Consider the following 18,781-nt stretch of genomic DNA (forward strand, 5'->3'; position numbering starts at 1 on the left):
CGTTTAGCCTCCCCGGCAGGGTTGCAGAATATCATCCGCCGCCTGATATTTCTGTGTTTGCACGCCCGTTAATCCCAGCAGGGTCGAGAAGAGATTATCCTGCGAGAAGTCTTCTGAGCTTGCCCGTTTTTGCAAACATGTCTGAGAGACCTGATAGCGTTGCTGATAATCCTCGGAGAGCCACAGCAGCATCGGCACATGTTTTTGCGTATCTGGTGCAATCGAATACGGCAGGCCGTGCAAATAGACGCCATTTTCCCCTAAGGATTCGCCGTGATCGGAAAGATAGACCAGGCTGGTGGTGAAATTATCCTGGTGCTCTTTCAGTATATTAATTGCTTGATCAACAATATAGTCAACGTAAAGAATGGTGTTGTCGTAAGTATTAACCAGCTGTTGCTGCGAACAGGTCTGGATTTCGTTGGTATCGCAGGTTGGCGTAAATTTCTTAAACTGCGCAGGATAGCGGTTGTAATAGGTCGGACCGTGGCTGCCGATGGTATGCAATACAATCACGCCGTCGCCTTTCAGATTATTAATGTATTCTTCCAGTCCGTGGAACAAGACTTCATCGTAGCATTCACCGTCAATACACTGCCCTGGCAGGTTCAGCTTAGTCATATTCTGGTGCGGAACCCGATCACAAGCCCCTTTGCAGCCGCCGTCGTTATCGTTCCAGAGAACGTTAATTCCCGCCCGTTGAATAATGTCGAGCACGCCTTCCTGATGCTGCGCCAGTTCCTCGTCGTAGTGCGCGCGCGGCATATCCGAGAACATACAAGGCACCGATACTGCCGTTGCCGTTCCGCAGGATGTCGTGCGGGGGAAATAGACTACATCATCTTTTTCCAGCAGTGGGTTGGTCTGGCGCGAATAGCCGGACAGCGAGAAGTTATCGCCGCGTGAGGTCTCGCCGAGAACCACAATCGTCAGGTTCTTACGCTTTTCTTTCACCATCAACGGATTGCGATGTGCATCTTCGCCAATGCGTACCAGCGGCAGGTGGGCCAGTCGCTGGTGTGAATACCAGGATGAGGTCGCCACAATGCTGTTGGATGGGCTGAGGGATTTCACCAGTTCTTTGTTGTTGCGAAACAGTGAGGCGTAATCTTTATAGAAGAACGCAGCGACCAGCACGATCAGCAGCGCGGAGATCAGAATGTTCGTGCCACGAAACAGTATGCTGCGCATGACTGGCGCGATCGGTTTGATTTTTACCCAGCAGGCAATAAGCGCGGCCAGAATACCGCTCACCCCGAGCGTGATGAGCAGCTGTGGTGTCAGCAAAGCAAAGGTTTCGGCGGGGGTGGTGTCCATCATATTGGCGATCATCGAGCGGTCGATGATGATGCCGTAGGTCATGATGAAATATTGGGCCGATGCGCCAACCAGAATGAAAATGCACGCCACCAGGCGATTAAGCCACAGGAATGAGGCCAGCGTCAGCACGATGTTCATGACGCTGAACGCGACCACCGGCATTGATAAAAATACCAGCACGTTACGCACAGAGTCCAGAGGCAGGTCTTGCAGCACTTGTTTATAGAACGCAATGTTCAGGAAGGTCGCAAGATAAAATGAGATCAGCAGAAGCCAGCTGATTAGCCCGAGAGTGGGCCTTTTAAACAAGAGCTTTAACATTAAGGGAGTTCCATCGACTATGTGGCGCAAATCCTCTCAAAGTAAAATTAAGCCAACCTTAAGTTCTTAATGTTGATTTTTCGAAGAGCGGTGGGAGAACGTTGACCCGATGAACTTACTCCATCGGGCCACGACGATTGTTGGCGTTAGTTATTGTTTACCGGAGCATCCAGTGGATACGGATTTTTATGGATCCGGTTGTAGTTCAGTGCGTACAGCGCGGTGATGATCATCAGCGTGACGAACGACCACATCACTTCTTTGGCACCGGAACCGACAACCGCCCAGATACAGTAGACAAAGGCGATAAAGGTCACCAGTAAGTACATCGGACGCGCTTTGCCGAAGTGTCCGTGACCGAGCAGCAGCAGCGCGGCGCAGGTGTACAGATACGGCACCAGGGTGAAGATAACGGAGACCGAAGAGACCAGACCAAACTCTTTCGCTGCGTTCGGCGACATGCTGCTGAACTGGAAGATAGTCATCAGGATGCCGACGATAATTAACCCGGCTACTGGCGTACCGGCTTTGTTCACGCGGGCAAAAATAGGTGGGAACAGACCGTCATCGGCTGCGGCTTTGGCGGTTTGCCCGGCAAGCAGCGTCCAGCCGCCCAGAGAACCAAGACACCCGGCCGCAGCGCAGAAGGAGACAATTGCCCCGGCGGTGTCACCCAGCGCCATACGTGCGGCATCACCGAACGGAGAGGCTGAAACACGCAGTGCCGCGTTAGGGATCATACCCATAATTGCCGTGGTGGAGAGCACATAGCACACGGCGGCAATCAGCACACCGCCCATGGTGGCGATAGGCACGTTACGTTTGGGATTTTTAACCACGCCAGCCGCGACGGAGGCGCTTTCTACCCCGATAAATGACCATAAGGTAACATTCAGAGTGCTTTGAATCGCGCCGAAGGTGTTCATCCCGCTGACGTTCCAGGCCGCCATATAGGTTTCACCGCGGAACCAGAACCAGCCGAAGACGGCAATCCCGACAATTGGCACCAGTGCCAGTACCGTTGCGACGGCCTGCACGCGGGTGATCATTTTCGGTCCGACAATGTTCAGTAATACGAAGATCCACAGCACTACGACGCAGGTCAGCGTCAGGACCAGCGGATCTTTTAAGATGGGGAAGAAGTAGCTCAAGTAACCGACGCCAATGACCACCATGGCGATGTTACCAATCCAGCAGGCCAGCCAGTACAGCACGTTGGTCTGGTAGCCCAAAAAAGGACCGAAGCAGCGGCGGGCATAAGCATAAGAACCACCGGGACTGGAGTCTAAGGACGACATTTTGGCGTACACCATCGACAGTGCCAGAGCACCGATAATCGTGACCAACCATCCGTAGATTGCAATCCCGCCAGTTGACGCAAGGTTTGCGGGTAGCAGGAATACACCGGAACCCATAATATTCCCCGACACCATAAGGGTGACGGGGATTAAGCCCACTTTGTGAGCATCAGCATCCGTCGACATATTTTTTAACTCCTGATAAGGATAAATGACGCCTTATCATACCTCGTCAAAAGTCTGTTTAATGATGACGGAGCTGGGGTATCGCTAATGCTGATATTATTATGGCTTATCGCTGACTGATTAAAAATCAGGCGGCAGATGGCTCCCTATGTTGACTAACATAATGCAGAGGCGTCATCCCATAGAACTCTTTGAATACGGAGATAAAGTATGAGGTACTGTTATATCCACACAGTTGAGAGACCTGAGAAATGTTTTTGCCGTCCATCAGTAATTGATTGACGGCATATCGCATGCGACATGTGGTAATTATTTGGCTGTAACTTGTATTTTCACTTTTGAGCTTTTTCTTTAACAAACTGGGACTCAGGCATAAGCAACTGGCAACCATGCTTAAATTCCAGTCTTTATGTATATCGCTCTCAATAATGTGATAAACGCTGTCGCTGACACAGTTGCGCAGCATATACATGAGCAAAGAAATAAACTTTTTGCTGTCGAGAAAGCGGGATAACACCGTGAACAGTAGCGAGCGCGTACGCTCTCTTTCAGCTTCGTTCACTGTGTCCATTACGCTATGTTGGGCTGCCACCCTGAAGACATCCGGCGTCAGACACGCTGCGGTCATCACTGGGCTGGCACTGCGTTGCCAGAGTGGGATCTGTGAAAGGTCTTTATTTAAAAATCGCAGATAATCTTTAATGATATCGCGGTTGATATGTACGACCAATGCGTTATTAAGTGATGAGAAATCGATAATATTATTATCGCATGCCACCAGTGCCATATGATTAGCTTTTAAACTGATGGCTTCTTTACCGTTAATCCTTAACCAAACATCCTTCTCCGTTAATACAACAACACAAGCTTCTTTGCTGCAAAGCCTCATACCCAACTCCAGGAATATGAACATAAAACACCGTAGCTCAACATCAGATGAGCCAATCGGCTAAATTGAAATTGTATGATGAAACCAGGACTGCAATAAAATAACGTGTCTGAAATTAATTACAATGTTTGGTGGGGTTTTTCTTATGTACACATTTTTGTACGCAAGTGGAAAGATGCTATTTGCGTATAAAAAAAGCGCGGGGTGGTCCCGCGCAAAAAGGTATGACAATGTTATTGTTTTGCAGCAATACTCAGGAATTACTCAAGCATGACATGTCTACCTTAAACATCGGACTATCTATAAAACGACATTATGCTTTCACGCACATAACGTGGTACACACCGTCAATAATTTCCGTTCCTTCGGTTTCATGTTCAAATCCAGGGAAGTGGTGGTCCCAGGACTGCAACGAACGTAGATAACTAATCTGCGGGCTATTGGCGTCGCCAAAGTTTTCCCCGGACAGCAGCATCGGAATTCCTGGTGGGTAAGGAATAACGGAATTCGCAGCTATACGACCCGGCAGATTTTCAATGGCCACCATCTCAACGTTATCGCTGACTATCGCGTTATAGGCTTCACGCGGGGTGATTTCAGCAGCAGGCAGGCCGGAGTAGGCCGCGTTAAGACGTGCGCCAGGGTTGTTCTCTTTCAGCCAGGCAAACATGGTGTCGCCCAGATCGTGAATGCCCATGTTGGCGTAAGTGTCTGGATGTTCCTCAACCAGTTCTGGCATCACCTGTGCCAGCGGGGTATTGGCATCGTAATGGTGTTTGAAAGAGCACAGCGTGTTGATCAGTGTGCCCCATTTCCCGCGGGTAATCCCCATGGAGAACAGGAACATAATCTGGAAATCGGTGGTACGGGTCGGCACGATGCCGTGGCGGCCAAGCCAGGCGGTGACCAGTGCGGCCGGTACGCCGTTCTCTTCCAGTTCACCATCGTCGCCCATCCCCGGTGCCAGAATGCTGACTTTGATCGGGTCCAGCATGCTCCAGTTATCCGGCAGGTCTTTAAATCCGTGCCAGGATTCACCCGGGCGCATTACCCAGCAGTTCTGGTCGGTGGTCAGAAGTTGGGTTGGCGCATCGGCAAAGTCATAGGTTTTGCCGGTCTGCGGATCGGTTACCACTTCTTTGTTCCACGGTTTGAAGAACCAGTCGCCTTCGGCGGTGAATTCTTTGTACAACCGTGCCATGGCCTGACGGAAATCGACTGCTTCGTCGATCACTTCCTGGGTGAGTGACAGGCCGCTGTTGCCGTCCATCATGGAGACCGCCACATCGTTTGAGGCGCAGATAGCATACAGCGGAGAGGTAGTGGCGTGCATCATGTACGCCTGGTTAAAGCGGGAGAAGTTCACGGCCCCGCGACCTTCACGAACGTGAATGTAAGATGCCTGAGAAAGCGCATTCAGCAGTTTGTGGGTCGAGTGGGTGGCAAAAACGGTAGGACCGTTATGATCGCCCGGTGCGCCACGCATGGCGTAGTGATCCGCATAAATTGGGTTGAAGCGGGCATAGCCGTACCAGGCCTCATCGAAGTGGATGCGATCGCTGGTTTGCGCGAGCAGGTCCTGGGCCTCTTTGGCGTTGTAGCAAACACCGTCGTAGGTACAGTTGGTCACAACGCTGTAAGACGGTTTTTGCCCGGCTTTGCCTTTGGTCAGCGGGCTTTCGCTGATCTTTTTCTGCAATGTTTCAGGCTGCATTTCCTGCGGGTAGATAGGCCCGATAATGCCGTACCGGTTGCGGCTTGGCACCATGTACACCGGTTTTGCCCCAGTGAGGATCAGCCCCTGTTCGATGGATTTATGGCAGTTACGATCCAGCACTACGACGTCGTTGTCGGTCATACAGGCCTGCATGATGGTGCGGTTAGAGCCGGAAGTCCCGACCACTACGGACCAGGAACGGTCAGCGCCAAACACGCGGGCGGCATATTTTTCGCTCTCACCAAACGCGCCGGTATGATCCAGCAGCGAGCCAAGGGATGCGCGTTCAATACCCATGTCGCTACGGAATAAGTTTTCACCGTAGTAATCATGGTAGAAACGACCGGCTGGCGTTTTGGTGAATCCAACGCCGCCCTGGTGACCCGGAGCTGCCCAGGAATATTCATGGATGTCGCCGTACTTCATCAGCGCACTGAACAGTGGCGGCAGAAGTTGTTGGCGGTAGCGGGTCATCGCCGCAACGGCGCGACCGGCGATAAAGTCTGCGGTGTCTTCCAGAATCCAGGCGAATTCATCGACAAGCTCCAGCAGGTCGCGATCCAACGATGCGGTGGCTTTTTCGCGATCGCCCAGCAGGAAAACAGGAACGTTTTGCTGGCGCTCATGGAGCTTGCCGATCAATTGTCTGACGTTCAGGTGTTCGTCTTGTTGTTCCATTTGATAGCTGAACATCAGGCAATCAATGGCTTCATTGGCGGCGAGGATTGCGTAACCATCGTCGAATGAGGTGGACTTAATGACAGTAACATTTTGGCGGCTTAATGCGTCAGCCAGACGTTCGACAGCGCTACCGACCCAGGTGTCCTGATGCAGAAACTCACTTTCAACAATTAATACTTTCATCATCTTTTACCCGGTTGTGGAAAGGTTGCAATCTATGAATTGCAGACACACCGTATGAATGTGACGCAGGCAAGTATTATCCTGTCAAAATGGACTGTAAAGCGGGTAAAAAATAGTCTGATTTTTGTTTTATTTGTTTTTAAACAGATAGTTATGTTTGCTTGTTGGCGGTTTTTCACCGCCGTTTATCGACAGGGGGAATATTTTTTTGGCTGATACTGATATTGCCGAAAGATATCAACCAGCGATTGTTTGCCGATGCTGCTGGCTTAGTTTGCGGTACTGCTGTGGCGACATGCCGACAAACTTGCTGAAGGTGTCATAAAAACGGCTGCTGGATCGGAATCCGGCGGTCAACGCAACGTCGAGAATGGTTTTATCGGTATCGCTAAGCAATGCGCGGACGTGATTGATCCGCATTGCCGTGATGTACTGCTTCAGGGTGAGTTGCATTACGCGTTGGAAAATCCCCATCGCGTAGTTGGCGTTGAGCTTCACGTGCTCCGCGACGTCGTTGATGGTGAGCGCCTGATCGTAGTTATCGGCAATAAAGCTCAGCATTTGGCTGACGTAAAACTGGGCGTGCCGCGACACGCTGTTTTTGTGGGTTCGCGAGGTTTTATTGACGAGTATAGGCTGCCAGCCGGAAAGGCTAAACCGCTTGAGCATCAGACCAATTTCATCAATGGCGAGCTGGCGAATTTGTTCGTTCGGGTTGCTCAGTTCCTGTTGCCAGCGCTGAACCTCAAAGGTGCTCAACTGCTGCGATGCCAGCGATTTGATGACCATTCCATGGGTAACATGGTTGATCAGCTCGCGATCCAGCGGCCAGGAGAGGAAAAGGTGCATCGGTAAATTGAAGATAGCCATACTTTGGCAACTGCCCGGACGCGTGAGTTGATGCGGTGTACAGGCCCAGAATAGCGTGATGTGTCCCTGTTTTATCTGCACCACTTCATTGTTGATAAGATACTCGACGTCGCCATCAAACGGGACATTGATCTCCACCTGCCCATGCCAGTGGCTGGCAGGCATAGCATGCGGTGAGCGCAACTCAATGTCCATCCGTTGATATTCAGAGTACAGCGATAGCGGGCTGCGGGTTTGTTCTTCATCGCTACTACACATGTGCGGATCGGGAGGAAGAGGCGATGTCGGTAATGTACTCATGGTTGCTCCATTTCCTGAATTATCAGAATCATGTCATTTAACACGTATTAAGGCTGAGAATCAGGACACAAATTGGACCGTTACCATTGAGCATAGCGACATTTTGCGGCCGCATACTCTGCTTTTTGGGTAATTTTGTCCCATAAACTCAGATCCAATAGGGCGCAGAGTGATGATCTGAGTTTATGGGAATGCTCAGCAGGGAAGTCGGAGGTTTTCATCTATGCGCTGTGCCACCATGACTGTGTTCACTAATGTTCTGGAGAGTCATGATGTCAGCACCCAAAATTACCTTTATCGGCGCCGGTTCCACGATTTTCGTCAAAAATATTCTTGGGGACGTCTTTCACCGCGATGCGCTTAAATCTGCGCATGTCGCCCTGATGGATCTCGATCCTACGCGTCTGGAAGAGTCGCACGTTGTTGTACGCAAGTTGATGGATTCTGCGGGCGCGTCCGGGCGTATCACCTGCTATACCGATCAAAAAGCGGCATTACAGGATGCTGATTTTGTGGTGGTCGCTTTCCAGATCGGCGGCTATGAACCCTGTACCGTCACCGATTTTACGGTGTGTAAACGCCATGGTCTGGAGCAGACGATTGCCGACACGCTGGGGCCGGGCGGCATCATGCGCGCGCTGCGCACCATCCCGCATTTATGGCAGATTTGTGAGGATATGACCGAAGTTTGTCCGCAGGCCACAATGCTTAACTACGTTAACCCGATGGCAATGAACACCTGGGCAATGTATGCGCGCTATCCGCATATTAAGCAGGTTGGGTTGTGTCATTCGGTGCAGGGGACGGCGGAGGAGTTGGCCCGCGATCTGAACATCGACCCTGCTTCTTTGCGCTATCGCAGTGCCGGGATCAATCATATGGCGTTTTATCTGGAGCTGGAGCGCAAAACGACGGATGGTGCCTATGTGAATCTCTACCCGGAGCTGCTGGCGGCCTATGAATCCGGTCAGGCGCCGAAACCAAATATTCACGGAAATACCCGTTGCCAGAACATTGTGCGCTATGAAATGTTCAAAAAATTGGGGTATTTCGTCACCGAATCGTCGGAGCACTTCGCTGAATATACGCCGTGGTTTATCAAGCCGGGGCGTGAAGATCTGATTGAGCGCTATAAGGTGCCATTGGATGAATATCCGAAACGTTGTGTGGAGCAGTTGGCGAACTGGAAAAAGGAACTGGAAGAGTACAAAACGGCTGAGCGGATCGACATTAAACCGTCGCGTGAATATGCCAGCACTATCATGAACGCCATCTGGACCGGTGAACCGAGCGTCGTGTATGGCAACGTTCGCAATGACAATCTGATCGATAACCTGCCGCAAGGCTGCTGCGTCGAAGTCGCTTGTCTGGTCGATGCGAATGGTATTCAGCCAACGAAAGTCGGGACTCTCCCGTCACATTTGGCGGCCATGATGCAAACCAATATCAATGTTCAGACCCTGCTAACGGAAGCCATTCTGACGGAGAATCGCGATCGCGTTTATCACGCGGCGATGATGGATCCGCATACCGCCGCGGTACTGGGGATTGAAGAGATTTATGCGCTGGTGGACGACCTGATCGCGTCTCACGGCGACTGGCTGCCGGCCTGGCTGCACCGTTAATACACAATCACGCCGGGCAGTGCATCCGGCGTTTAACCTCTGACGTTTCCTCTTACAGAAGGCGGGCGCTGGTAACAGCGACCCGATACCCTATGAGCATCTCTCTGACAACAAAACTCAGTTATGGATTTGGAGCGTTTGGTAAGGATTTCGCCATCGGTATTGTGTACATGTACCTGATGTATTACTACACCGACGTGGTGGGATTATCGGTGGGGCTGGTCGGAACGTTGTTTCTGGCGGCAAGGATCTGGGATGCGGTAAACGATCCCATTATGGGCTGGATTGTGAACGCCACCCGATCGCGCTGGGGAAAATTTAAACCCTGGATCTTACTTGGTACGCTGGCGAACTCATTGGTGCTGTTTTTGCTTTTTAGCGCACATCTTTTTGAGGGTACTGCGCAGGTCGTATTTGTTTGCGTGACGTATATATTATGGGGAATGACCTACACCATTATGGATATTCCATTCTGGTCACTGGTGCCAACCATTACACTGGATAAACGCGAGCGTGAACAACTGGTGCCGTATCCGCGTTTCTTCGCCAGCCTTGCCGGGTTTGTTACCGCAGGCGTGACGCTACCTTTTGTGAGCTATGTTGGCGGAGCCGATCGTGGTTTTGGTTTTCAGATGTTTACGCTGATTCTCATCGCGTTCTTTATCGTTTCCACCGTTGTGACGCTACGGAATGTGCATGAGGTTTTTTCGTCAGATAGTGAGGCCACGGCAGACAGCAGTCGTCTTGGGTTGAAAGCGATCGTTGGGCTCATTTATAAAAATGACCAGCTAACCTGCCTGTTAGGTATGGCACTGGCTTACAATATTGCATCCAATATCATTGCTGGCTTTGCCATTTACTATTTTACCTACGTGATTGGCGATGCAAGTCTCTTCCCGTACTACATGTCTTACGCAGGTGCGGCAAACCTGCTGACGCTGATTTTCTTTCCTCGGTTGGTAAGCGCGTTGTCACGACGGATCTTGTGGGCTGGGGCATCGGTGCTGCCGGTGCTTAGCTGTAGCGTACTACTGGTGATGGCGCTGGCAGATTTCCATAATATCTTACTGATTGTTATTGCTGGTGTTTTACTAAATATTGGATCTGCGCTTTTCTGGGTGTTGCAGGTCATTATGGTGGCGGATACCGTTGATTACGGCGAATATAAACTTAATGTTCGTTGTGAAAGTATCGCTTATTCGGTGCAGACAATGGTGGTAAAAGGCGGGTCAGCATTTGCCGCTTTCTTTATCGCGTTGATACTCGGGGTGATTAATTACGCGCCGAATGTCGCGCAGTCTGCCGAAACCATCGTTGGCATGCAGTTTATTATGATAGCGCTACCCGCACTCTTTTTCGTGGTGACCTTAGTCCTGTATTTCCGCTTTTATCGACTGAATGGCGACACCCTGCGCAGGATCCAGATCCATTTACTGGATAAGTATCGCAAGGTGCCGCAGCACCATGAGCAACTGGATATCCCGGCTATTGCGGTAGCCACTCCAGGCGATGTGAAGGCGTAGCGATGGAATGGCATTCGTGGATTGGGTATATGGCGGCTAGCCTGACGACGCTCTCTTTCTTACCGCAAGCCATTAAGGTTATTACCACCCGCAACACGCAAGGCATCTCCGGTTTGATGTATGTGATGTTTGTGTGCGGGCTGGTTTTGTGGCTGATTTACGGATTATTGATTGAAGATACTGCCGTCAGCATGGCGAACTTTCTGACACTGTTGTTCGCCTTGCCGATTCTGGTTATCAAGTATCGCAGTAGGTAGCGTTGATTGCCGGAAAAGCGTTAGCGCTCTCCGGCCGTTTTCAACTGCCGATTGTGCCAGCCCGCCAGTGCGAGGACCGTTGTTAATGCGCCGAGCAGGGCGCAGAACATGTCCGACTGGGTATCCCACGGGTCACCTTGCGTGCCAAGGAAATCATCCGCACCTTGTCCCATTGCCAGCGCCGCCCACCATTCTATTAGTTCATACATTGCGCTAATCGCCAGTGCTACGCAGCAGACCAAAAATGCCAGCATCTTACGACCACGGACAATATTGCCGCGCACTAAAATCTCTCTTGCCGTCAGGGCTGGTACCAGTCCCTGGAAGAAGTGGCCCAGCTTGTCATAGGGGTTACGACTGAGATCCAACCATTCCTGCACCTGAAAACCAATGGGAACTTTGGCGTAGGTATACATCCCGCCAACCATCAGAATAATGGCGTGCAAGAAAATCAACGTGTAAAGCAGCGGCGTCAATGGGTACCGCTTCATGGTTGCCAACAACAGCGGGACGACAATAATGACCGGCGTGACTTCCATCAGCCAGGTGATTTTCTCAGTAGCACAGATACCGGTGTAGATAAGGATTAGCACCAGGATCAGTGCGCCAAAGTACAAGATTGTGGGGTTCAGTGTGCGAAGCATTGTGAATTCACAAGTAATGGAAAAGATTACTATTCCCTGTGAACGGCAAAAATTCAACGCCAGTAAATGGGGGGATAAAGTTGGCCCGGGGGGATCACTGGACTGACGCCAAAAATCTGATGTCAGTCCAGTGCCGGGCCGAATGGGTTACTTCGCGCAGTTAGCGCATTGTTTGCTGACGATTTGCTGGAAGAAATCGTTGCCTTTGTCATCGACCAGGATGAAAGCCGGGAAATCTTCTACTTCGATTTTCCAGATAGCTTCCATACCCAGTTCCGGGTATTCCACGCATTCCAGATGTTTAATGCTCTGCTGCGCCAGTACCGCTGCCGGACCACCGATGCTGCCTAAGTAGAAGCCACCGTGTTTGTGGCAGGCATCAGTCACCTGCTGGCTACGGTTGCCTTTTGCCAGCATGATCATGCTGCCGCCGTGAGACTGCAACAGGTCAACGTAGGAGTCCATACGACCTGCGGTGGTTGGGCCTAAAGAACCGGACGGATAGCCTGCAGGTGTTTTGGCCGGACCCGCGTAGTAGATCGGATGATCTTTCACGTACTGCGGCAGACCTTCGCCGGACTCAATACGTTCTTTTAACTTCGCGTGGGCAATGTCACGACCAACAATGATAGTACCGCTCAGTGACAGACGAGTAGAAACCGGGTACTGAGAGAGCTGGGCGAGGATCTCTTTCATCGGGCGGTTGAGGTCAACTTTAACCACTTCACCTTCGCCCGCCTGGCGCAGAGATTCCGGAATGTACTGACCTGGGTTATGTTCCAGTTTTTCGATCCAGATCCCTTCGCGGTTAATCTTGGCTTTAATATTACGGTCTGCTGAGCAAGAAACGCCCATCCCAACCGGGCAGGACGCGCCGTGGCGAGGCAGGCGGATCACGCGGATATCATGTGCGAAGTATTTCCCGCCAAACTGAGCGCCAAGGCCGAGTTTTTGCGCTTCTTCCAGCAGTTCCTGTTCCAGTTGCAGATCGCGAAACGCCTGGCCGTGAGCATTGCCTTCAGTCGGCAGCGCGTCATAGTAGTGCGTGCTGGCCAGCTTCACTGTTTTAAGGGTACTTTCCGCTGACGTGCCGCCAATGACGAATGCGATGTGGTACGGCGGGCAAGCTGCGGTACCCAGCGTGCGCATTTTCTCAACCAGGAAGTTTTTCAGTTTGCCGGGAGTCAGCAGCGCTTTGGTTTCCTGATACAGATAGGTTTTGTTGGCTGAACCGCCGCCTTTGGCCACGCACAGGAATTTGTATTCGTCACCGTCCACGCTGTACAGATCGATCTGTGCGGGCAGGTTGGTGCCGGTATTCACTTCTTTGTACATATCCAGCGCCGCGTTTTGCGAGTAGCGCAGGTTATCTTCGATATAGGTATTAAATACGCCTTTGGAGAGCGCAGCTTCATCGCCGCCACCCGTCCATACGCGCTGACCTTTTTTACCCATGATGATTGCCGTACCGGTGTCCTGGCAGGTTGGCAACACGCCTTTGGCGGCGATTTCGGAGTTTCTCAGGAACTGCAGCGCCACGTACTTATCGTTTTCGCTGGCTTCGGGATCATGGAGAATTGAGGCGACTTGCTGTTGGTGTTCTGGGCGGAGCATGAAGGAGGCATCGTGGAAGGCTTGCTGGGCCAGTAGCGTAAGTGCTTCAGGGGCTACTTTCAGGATTGTTTCGCCTTCAAACTCGCCGACGCTGACGTGATCGGATGTCAGCAGGTAGTACTCAGTTTTGTCTTCCCCCAGTGGGAAAGCCGCCTGGTAAGTGAATTCAACTTTTGACATTTGCTTCCAGCCTTTTCATTTTTCTCAGGAATTTTAAAATTCTCTGTGTCTTCATGGTGGCGTGCCGTACCAACGTGGACGGCACGCGAACTGTGATTACAGGAAACCGTACATTGCGGCGAAGATCCAACCAAAGACACAGGATACGCTTACGCCGATCAAGCCAGGCAGAATGAAGCTGTGGTTGATAACGAAGCGGCCGATGTGGGTGGTGCCGGAACGGTCAAACTGGATAGCAGCCAGATCGCTCGGGTAGGTCGGCAGAATGTAGTAACCGTAACATGCCGGAGCAGAAGCCACGATGTACGCTGGATCAACCCCGATTGCCAGCGCGACCGGAACAATCGCTGCCAGCGCCGCTGCCTGGGAGTTTACAAATTTGGATACCAGCAGCAGAACAATTGCATAGGCCCACGGATACTCTTTCACCATATTGCCCAGCACACCTTCGATTTCTGTCATGTGCGCGCCGAACATTGTTTCGGCCATCCAGGCAATACCGTACACCGCCACAATCGCGATCATACCGGAACGGAAGACTTCGTTTTTAGATATTGAAGCGGGATTGGTCTTCGTCAGGATAATAATCAGCGCACCGGTCAGCAGCATGAACATCTGGATAACCAGCACCATTGACAGCGGTTTGCCACTAAAGGTTGGACGCAGCTCAGAGAACGCGCCAAGCACGGCAACAACGGCGATAGCGGCCAGGAAGATCCACATGGCCAGCCAGTTGCTTTTTGGCAGCTTTTTGTCTAACAGCGTGGCGGTATCGCCATACACATAGTTGTGGTTTTCAGGTACGGAAATGAACTTCTGGAACTCTTCATCTTTATCCAGATCCTTACCACGGAACCAGCTGAAGATACCGATCGCCAGGATACCCAGCAGGGTAGATGGGATGGTGATGCTGAGCAGGTCGAGGAATTCGAGATGCTTGCCTTCAAACGTTACGTTACCCAGCATTGCCACCAGTGACACAACGGCTACAGAAACCGGGCTGGCGATAATCCCCATCTGTGCACCGATAGAACTCGCCGCCATCGGACGTTCCGGGCGAATATTGTTCTTAATGGCAACGTCATAAATGATTGGCAGGATGGTGTATACCACGTGGCCTGTACCGCAGAGAATCGTCAGGGTGCAGGTAACGAACGGGGCGACGATGGAAACGTATTTTGGGTTGCGGCGCAGCAGCTTTTCAGCGATTTGCAGCATAACGTCAAGGCCGCCGGAGGCTTGTAAGGTTGCCGATGCGGCCACCACGGCAATAATAACCAGCATTACATCTACAGGTGGTTTACCCGGCTGGAGATGGAAAACGAAAACCAGAATGACCAGGCCGATACCGCCTAATAAACCCAGTGCGATACCGCCCTTTCTGGCACCATAAAACAAACATATTAATATTATGAGAAGTTGTATACTAAATAACATTTTATTTACCCTCGCGAAAAACCCAGTCAATTTTTTGAAAAATGGATCTGTGCCACATTCTTTTTTGCCAGAATAAGCATCAAAAAATGGTCAGTATTCGATATGTCCGTATTTGCGATTAATGTTCAAATGTCTTGCTAGAATGTTTTTTAAAGTTACGGCGATATTTTGTTTTTTTCTGTGGCTTTGATCAGAGGAGAGAATCCTCAGGCGATGGGAAGCAGAGCTGAACATGGAGAGCCGCGGTTGACGCTGTAATTTATCTGTTTTGCGTTTTCCGCTATTACGTGCATCACCGACAGAATGAGTGAGTGGGTTATTAATGTGATCGCGCTCACGCCATGTCATGATGTGATGAGGTTGGCGTGCGGATGCTTTTATTTGCTCACAAAAATGTACGGTGTCCATGGTATGTAGCATGGTCTCCATTGCTACCAGTCTAGATTTTGTATGTCTGCTTAATTTCAGACTAATCCTTTATGGGTAAAAATACACACTCTGTGAGTCAGATAATACTTAATTAACTTTTGTTAGCGATTTTGAAATTAAAAACAGTGTGACGTTAATCAATATTAAAATAATACATTTAACATGCTGGATACAAATATATTTGATCTAACGCAAATTTATAATTTTGCAGTGCTAGCTGGTTAAATAGGGATTTTTCATTATTTTAATAATTGTTACTTTCAAATAACAAATAATCCCAAGTGTATTTATTGGCAATATTGTTTAAGCAATGAGTAGTGTTCAGCCTGCACGCGATAACGATAAACAGGTCTGCCGGTCACGCCATAATGGATGCTGGTAAATAAGATGTGACAATTGACGAGCCAGATAAGGTATTTACGGCAAGAGACGCGCGAGATATTGACCTCGTTGGCCAGTTCATCCGTGGAGAACTCCTGATCCTGGTGCTCATCAATCCACTGGCACAGCGTGCGTAACGTTTGCGGCGTTAACCCTTTGGGTAAGCGCCGCGTTTCCTGTTCATTGGAGGAGCTGCCGTGAATCAACTGGTCAAGCTCAGACTGTTCATAGTACTGATGCTTTTCCATCTCGTTTTTCTTGTGCAGCCAGCCGGTGAGCGCCTCTTCAAAACGGGATGCCTGAAAGGGTTTGATCAGGTAATCAACCACACCATAGTGGAGGGAGTCTTTGATGGTGGTCGCGTCAGCGGCGGAAGAGATAACAATGACATCACACTTGCAACCTTCACTGTGTAGAACCGGTAGCAGGTCCAGACCGTTTTCTTTTTGCATATAAATATCAAGCAAAATCAGATCGATATGATGACCACTATGAAATATTATCTCTTTTGCTTTCTCCAGCGTGGAGGCTGTGCCGCAGCAGTGAAAACCGGAGAGTTGCGCAACATAACGGCGGTTTAATTCCGCTACCATTGCATCGTCATCGACAATTAAGACATTGATCATCTGCTGGCCCTCTCACCATTCCACGGTAACTGTACAAAAAATTGGGTGAAGATCCCTGGTTCAGACTCGACGGAAATATTGCCGCCAACGTTTTCAACCTGTTGTTTAACAAGCGCTAAACCAACGCCCCGTTCGGTTCCTTTTGACGAAACGCCCTTCTCAAAGATGTGCTCAATGTGTTCGGGGGCGATCCCCGGACCATCGTCATTCACTTCGCAATGCAACCAGCCGTGTCGATAATGCAAGGATACGCTGATCTCACCACCAGGTTCTTGACCTAGCGCCTCCAGGGCGTTTTCAATCAGATTTCCCAGAACGGTAATCAGCACCGCCACCTGATCTTCGTTGCTATTTTCCGGCAACTGGCTTTCATTGCTGATCACCAGACTATGGCCTAAATCAGATGTGCGATTAATCTTACTGAGTAAAAATCCTGCGATCACCGGTGATTTTATTTTTCCTAACAGTGAGCCAATCTCTTCCTGATAATTGTTCGCGGTCTTCAGGATATAATTTTCAAGCTGCTTATAACTTTTCAGATGCAATAATCCCAGAATCACGTGCAATTTATTCATGAATTCGTGGGATCGTTCACGAAGTGCATCGGCATAGTTGACCATACCGTCCAGGCGTTGCATTAGCTTTCGGACTTCAGTCTTATCTCTGAAGGTTGAAATGGCGCCGATGATTTTACCGTTGCTGAGTACCGGGACCGTGTTAATTAAGAGTAGCCGATCCTTCACCATGATTTCTTCATCGCGGCGCGGCGTTCCGTCATGTAGGACCTGTGAAAAATCGACCACCTGTGACCACGCATGGCTGAGTGTGGAGAGCTGGGCATCATCTTGCGATTTGTGATAATCAAGCAGCTCCTGCGCCGCTTGGTTAATCAGCGTCACCTCACCGCACTCGTCAACGGCAATGACTCCTTCCTTTATAGAGTGCAGCATTGCCTGGCGTTGTTCGAACAGATTGGAGATTTCATAAGGTTCCAGGCCAAACAGAATGCGCTTGAGGATTTTGACAAATACCCATGTACCGAGCAATCCAACCAGCACGCCAAATAAGATGGACCAGATGATACTGCCGCGGCTGTTATTGATCTGCTCAGTCACCCGGCTTAGCTCAAGGCCGATCGACACCACACCAATCTGCCGATGATGTTCGTCATAGATAGGAGTAAATACACGTAGAGCTTTAGCCAGAAATCCACGATTAATGGCGACATTCTCTTTACCTTGCAGGGCCAGCAATATGTCATCGCCTTTAAATGGCTGGCCGATTCGCTGCGCTTCGGGATGGGAGTAACGAATGCTTTGCATATCAGTGACGACGATGAACAAAAAGTCGTTGCTCTTATTCACCGCCTGGGCAATCGCCTGAATGCCGCTTTCCTCCGGTTTTTTCATGAGCCCCAGGCGGATCTCCGGAGAGTTGGCCAGCGTTCGCGCGACCGCAAGCGCTTTACTCGCTAATGCATCGCGCGTCATGTTGCTGATCTGCGAGAAATAAATCAGATGAACGACAAGCAGCACGGAGAAGAGTACGGCACTGACCATGAGGATCACGGTGGTGCCAAGCTTCATCGGGCGTTTGCGTATAGCTGTACGTTGCAGGGAGTATCTCATCACTGTCCTGAAATCACGGTTTGTGCGGGTATTATTGCCTGATGGAGGCCGTAATTCAAAGGTGGTAGGGATTATGGCGCTTAAGTTGTCGGTCCTTCTTCTTTATATAGCGTAGAGTGAATTTCTTTCTATATAGGGATCTTCATACCTGTTCTCTCCCTTTTCAGGGGCGCTGACAGATAATTTCCTTATGATTGTGGATAACTCTGTGCGTAAATGGGTATAAGGCGGGGTTTTGCTGTGGAATGCAGCAGTCAGTCATTTTTCTGTCATTTAAGGGTTGCGGGCCACAGGAAACTCCCTATAATGCGCCTCCATCGACACGGCGGATGTGAATCACTTCACACAAACAGCCGGTTCGGTTGAAGAGAAAAACCTGAAAATGAGGGTTGACTCTGAAAGAGGAAAGCGTAATATACGCCACCTCGCGACAGAGCGCTAAAGCGCGTCGCAACTGCTCTTTAACAATTTATCAGACAATCTGTGTGGGCACTCGAAGATACGGATTCTTAACGTCGCAAGACGAAAAATGAATACCAAGTCTCTGAGTGAACATACGTAATTCATTACGAAGTTTAATTCACGAGCATCAAACTTAAATTGAAGAGTTTGATCATGGCTCAGATTGAACGCTGGCGGCAGGCCTAACACATGCAAGTCGAACGGTAGCAC

Annotated in this window: 14 protein-coding genes and 1 rRNA gene; 4 read left to right on the forward strand and 11 right to left on the reverse strand. The window is 50.2% G+C overall.

What is annotated here, in order from left to right; genetic code table 11:
- Positions 1-3: 3 nt before the first annotated feature.
- The 5 genes from eptA to melR all read right to left on the reverse strand — a co-directional run bounded on the left by eptA (position 4) and on the right by melR (position 7,765).
- The gene (gene eptA, locus BZK41_RS17645) at positions 4-1,641 is read right to left on the reverse strand and encodes a phosphoethanolamine transferase EptA (protein ID WP_079939011.1); all 1,638 of its coding nucleotides are present in this window, start codon (positions 1,639-1,641) and stop codon (positions 4-6) included.
- A gap of 146 nt (positions 1,642-1,787) precedes the next feature.
- Positions 1,788-3,125, reverse strand: a complete 1,338-nt coding sequence (gene adiC, locus BZK41_RS17650) for an arginine/agmatine antiporter (protein WP_003031853.1) — start codon at positions 3,123-3,125, stop codon at positions 1,788-1,790.
- 127 nt (positions 3,126-3,252) lie between these two features.
- Complete coding sequence (locus tag BZK41_RS17655; protein WP_079939012.1) at positions 3,253-4,014, reverse strand: AraC family transcriptional regulator; 762 nt, start codon at positions 4,012-4,014, stop codon at positions 3,253-3,255.
- Positions 4,015-4,327: 313 nt separating this feature from the next.
- The gene (gene adiA / locus BZK41_RS17660) at positions 4,328-6,595 is read right to left on the reverse strand and encodes an arginine decarboxylase (RefSeq protein WP_123269153.1); all 2,268 of its coding nucleotides are present in this window, start codon (positions 6,593-6,595) and stop codon (positions 4,328-4,330) included.
- Positions 6,596-6,832: 237 nt separating this feature from the next.
- A complete protein-coding gene (gene melR, locus BZK41_RS17665; protein ID WP_003826756.1) occupies positions 6,833-7,765 on the reverse strand; it encodes a transcriptional regulator MelR in 933 nt (310 codons plus the stop codon).
- Positions 7,766-8,034: 269 nt separating this feature from the next.
- Here melR and melA point away from each other — a divergent pair, with 269 nt between their 5' ends.
- The 3 genes from melA (at position 8,035) to BZK41_RS17680 (ending at position 11,170) form a co-directional block, all read left to right on the forward strand.
- On the forward strand, positions 8,035-9,390 hold the full coding sequence (gene melA / locus BZK41_RS17670; RefSeq protein WP_139762620.1) for an alpha-galactosidase: 1,356 nt from the start codon (positions 8,035-8,037) through the stop codon (positions 9,388-9,390).
- 92 nt (positions 9,391-9,482) lie between these two features.
- Positions 9,483-10,913, forward strand: a complete 1,431-nt coding sequence (gene melB / locus BZK41_RS17675; RefSeq protein ID WP_079939015.1) for a melibiose:sodium transporter MelB — start codon at positions 9,483-9,485, stop codon at positions 10,911-10,913.
- A gap of 2 nt (positions 10,914-10,915) precedes the next feature.
- Complete coding sequence (locus BZK41_RS17680; RefSeq protein WP_079939016.1) at positions 10,916-11,170, forward strand: SemiSWEET transporter; 255 nt, start codon at positions 10,916-10,918, stop codon at positions 11,168-11,170.
- 20 nt (positions 11,171-11,190) lie between these two features.
- Here the strand turns inward: BZK41_RS17680 and BZK41_RS17685 are convergent, their stop codons facing one another.
- From BZK41_RS17685 to BZK41_RS17705, 6 genes are all read right to left on the reverse strand, one after another.
- Complete coding sequence (locus tag BZK41_RS17685) at positions 11,191-11,814, reverse strand: DUF2238 domain-containing protein (RefSeq protein ID WP_079939017.1); 624 nt, start codon at positions 11,812-11,814, stop codon at positions 11,191-11,193.
- A 147-nt stretch (positions 11,815-11,961) separates the two neighbouring features.
- Positions 11,962-13,608 carry a class I fumarate hydratase FumA gene (fumA, locus tag BZK41_RS17690; protein ID WP_008786974.1) on the reverse strand — a complete coding sequence of 549 codons (1,647 nt, stop codon included), beginning with the start codon at positions 13,606-13,608 and terminating at the stop codon, positions 11,962-11,964.
- 96 nt (positions 13,609-13,704) lie between these two features.
- Complete coding sequence (gene dcuB, locus BZK41_RS17695) at positions 13,705-15,045, reverse strand: anaerobic C4-dicarboxylate transporter DcuB (protein ID WP_003031873.1); 1,341 nt, start codon at positions 15,043-15,045, stop codon at positions 13,705-13,707.
- 90 nt (positions 15,046-15,135) lie between these two features.
- Positions 15,136-15,453 (reverse strand): hypothetical protein, encoded by a 318-nt coding sequence (locus tag BZK41_RS26990; RefSeq protein ID WP_139762621.1) that lies wholly within the window; start codon positions 15,451-15,453, stop codon positions 15,136-15,138.
- Positions 15,454-15,761: 308 nt separating this feature from the next.
- Complete coding sequence (dcuR, locus tag BZK41_RS17700; RefSeq protein WP_079939018.1) at positions 15,762-16,481, reverse strand: two-component system response regulator DcuR; 720 nt, start codon at positions 16,479-16,481, stop codon at positions 15,762-15,764.
- Positions 16,478-18,109: a sensor histidine kinase gene (locus BZK41_RS17705; RefSeq protein WP_079939019.1), complete on the reverse strand. Its 1,632-nt coding sequence runs from the start codon at positions 18,107-18,109 to the stop codon at positions 16,478-16,480. Before BZK41_RS17705 ends, dcuR begins: the two co-directional genes overlap by 4 nt.
- A 597-nt stretch (positions 18,110-18,706) precedes the next feature.
- Between BZK41_RS17705 and BZK41_RS17715 the strand changes: the two genes are divergently transcribed.
- Positions 18,707-18,781: ribosomal RNA gene (locus tag BZK41_RS17715) — 16S ribosomal RNA — on the forward strand; the annotation flags it as partial.

The sequence above is a fragment of the Citrobacter sp. A316 genome, assembly GCF_002042945.1.
In the GTDB taxonomy this organism is placed as follows: domain Bacteria; phylum Pseudomonadota; class Gammaproteobacteria; order Enterobacterales; family Enterobacteriaceae; genus Citrobacter; species Citrobacter portucalensis.